Origin of the sequence: uncultured Thiodictyon sp., assembly GCF_903828115.1 — a bacterium.
Lineage (GTDB): Bacteria > Pseudomonadota > Gammaproteobacteria > Chromatiales > Chromatiaceae > Thiodictyon.
This window is the reverse complement of record NZ_CAIKKU010000643.1, coordinates 1-2,581: the sequence shown is the minus strand read 5'-3', so window position 1 is coordinate 2,581 and position 2,581 is coordinate 1. Positions and strand designations below refer to the sequence as shown.

General features: G+C 64.8%; 3 protein-coding genes. 1 reads left to right on the top strand and 2 read right to left on the bottom strand.

Annotated elements, in window-relative coordinates; all coding sequences use genetic code 11:
- Positions 1-472: 472 nt before the first annotated feature.
- A complete protein-coding gene (locus QZY48_RS24370; protein WP_295435952.1) occupies positions 473-1,615 on the top strand; it encodes a hypothetical protein in 1,143 nt (380 codons plus the stop codon).
- A gap of 197 nt (positions 1,616-1,812) precedes the next feature.
- On the opposite strand, the gene QZY48_RS24365 is transcribed toward QZY48_RS24370, so the two are convergent.
- Positions 1,813-2,160, bottom strand: a complete 348-nt coding sequence (locus QZY48_RS24365) for a hypothetical protein (protein ID WP_295435950.1) — start codon at positions 2,158-2,160, stop codon at positions 1,813-1,815.
- Between the two features lie 157 nt (positions 2,161-2,317).
- Positions 2,318-2,443, bottom strand: a complete 126-nt coding sequence (locus QZY48_RS24360; protein WP_295435948.1) for a hypothetical protein — start codon at positions 2,441-2,443, stop codon at positions 2,318-2,320.
- Positions 2,444-2,581 lie beyond the last annotated feature (138 nt).

Here is a 2,581-nt window from a genome sequence, read left to right as displayed (position 1 = left end):
TCGGTGCGCACGGCGCACCCTACGATAGCCCCGCTTGCGGCGCGCTGACCCTTAGGGTGCGCCGTGCGCACCTTCCGGCGGTCGGGGATGAACTGTGGTCTTGTAGTCAACTCGGGCCTTGGAAGAGGTGCGCGCGGCGCACCATACGGGTCGTCGCAACCTCTTGCATTGCGCCGCCGGAGCAATGGCGTCGAAGGCCTGCGGGGTACCCCGTATGACCCCCATGATCCTCACCGTCTTCGCCCTGACCTACCTGGGTATGATTCTCGGCGGGCTGCCGTTTCTGAAGCTCGATCGCACCGGGGTCGCGCTGCTGGGGCCATCGCCCTGATCGCCACCGCGGCGGTGTCGGAGCCGGCGGTGTCGGCGGCCATCCACGCGCCGACCTTTATCCTGCTGTTCTCCAGCGATTTCACGCCCGCCGCCCGACAGGGCTTTTCCGCTTGCCGGCTGACATGCAGGCGCGCGGTGCGTGCAGCGTCGGCTTGCCGGAAACCCGCGGGCCGCAACAGGTCCGCGCAACCCTGGGGTCGGTGGCTTCAGCCGGCGGCACCGGCCAAAAAAAACGCGCCGCTCAGGGCGGTTGACAGCCATGCTTTCCTCGCTTGAACGCCGGGGTCCCCCGGTCACTTTCGACTCATGCGAGGTTATCATGTCCCAGGTCAGCTTGCTGCCGTTGGTCGTGCTTGGTCTGTCGTTCACCAACCACGTCGCCGCCGCGCCGAAATCAATCGTTGAAATCACGGAGCACATCGCGCGTGATACGCTGTTGTCCGCCGACCATATCTATGTGGTTACCGGTGAGATTCATGTCCGCGCCGGTGTGCAATTGGTCATCAGCGACCACACTACGATCCTGATCAAGAATGGGGATTATGCGACCCCCGCGGGCAACGTCACCGGGAAATCGGCGCTGATCTTCGATTCCGGATCGCAACTCACTGCCCACACGATGTATCTCAAGGCCGGCGGCGCCGATAACAACATCGCGGCGTATGCCGATAACGCCGGGGTGTCGTTTCTGGGCTCGGCGAGCATTGCGGAAAAGGACAAGTTGGCCGTCACCTTCACCACCAGACCCTCGCGTTTCAGCGCTGACGCACTCTATGCCTCCTACCTAGGGCACGCTGATTCATTACCACCAGCGCAACCCGCCGCGAGTAAGGATGACGACCCCGGCGATGACATCGATGCCATCAACATCATCGCCGTGACCGGCAGCGAATGGGAGATCAGCGAACTGCACTCGCAATTCAGCGGCGATGACGGGGTCGATATCGAGAACTCGGACCTGACCCTGCGGGATGTGACCGTCACCACCCCCAACGAAGACGGCGTGAATATCACCAGCAGCCGGGTCAGCATCACGGGTTCCCTGGTCGTTGCCATGACGAGCACGGGTGCCGACGACCGCGATATCTTCGACATGGAATGGGATGACGGCCGTCCCTTTCTCCGGCTGATGCGCAACTGCAAGGTCGACATCACCGGCGTCTTCGGTGACGAGATGACTATGATCTCAGATGATCTGCCGCAGCCGCGCGGCGAGGACGCCTATTCATTCGACGGGCGCCTGCGCTCTGGCCAGACCTATATCTATGCCCACGACGACTGAGCCCCCGGCGGGCGTCGGCGACGGACTGGAAGCGTAGGGTGCGCCGCGCGCACCTTCAGAGACCGCGGTTGAACGAAACGACGCGCGTCTTGGTCAGGGCCGCGGTGCGCGCGGCGCATCCTACGGGTACCCGCTCGGCCAGTGGCCCGGGCATTTCCACCCGGGCGTGCTGGTCTTCCTTTTCATGGAGACTGGGCTCAGTTGCCCGCCGCGGGGTTGACGGGTTCGGACTTGCCGTCGGCGGCCAGTTCCAGCAGCATTTTCAGCATGGTGTGGTCCTGAGCGTTCAGCCGACCGGCCTGGTCCAATGGCTGGAGGATGGCCACCGCCCGGGCGAGTCGGGCGGCGGTCTCGGCGGGGGCGGTCTTGGACATGGCCAGGGCCGTCCTGGCCAGTGACCTGGCCAGGTCAACCTGCCAGCCGGTGTTGCTCGGGTCCGCGGCGGCCAGGCATTCGCGGACCTTGCGGCCTTCCTCATAGGCGGCCATGGCCCCGGCCAGGTCGCCCTGGGCGGACTTGATCTCACCGATCTTGTTCAGGCTCACCGAGAGGCCGCGCTGCCAGCCGACGTTGCTCGGGTCAGCGGGGCCTTGGTCATAAATCCGCCCAAGACCGCCCGATCGATGTGGGTGTTAACGCGCAAGGCCATGTTCTGCAAGGGGTCGGATGCCTCGGGGCTGAACGGGGTGGGCGGATTTATGATCAAGGCCGGTCAGCGGCGACCAGGCGTTTTCCGATCTTAAGGCCCTCTTCATTGGCGGCCAGCGCCCCAGCCAGGTCGCCCTGGGCGGACTTGATGTCCCCGATCCTTTCAAGGGGCTTGATCATCGTTTCGGCCGCTGCCCCGAGGTCTCACACCGGAGGTCGAGGCTTTAGCCGGACCCGGGGCGCGCTGACGCGCCGTCGACCGGCTAACGGTCATGGCACCCGCGCCACCCCGGAACATGAAAGTCCTCTCGGCCGCTA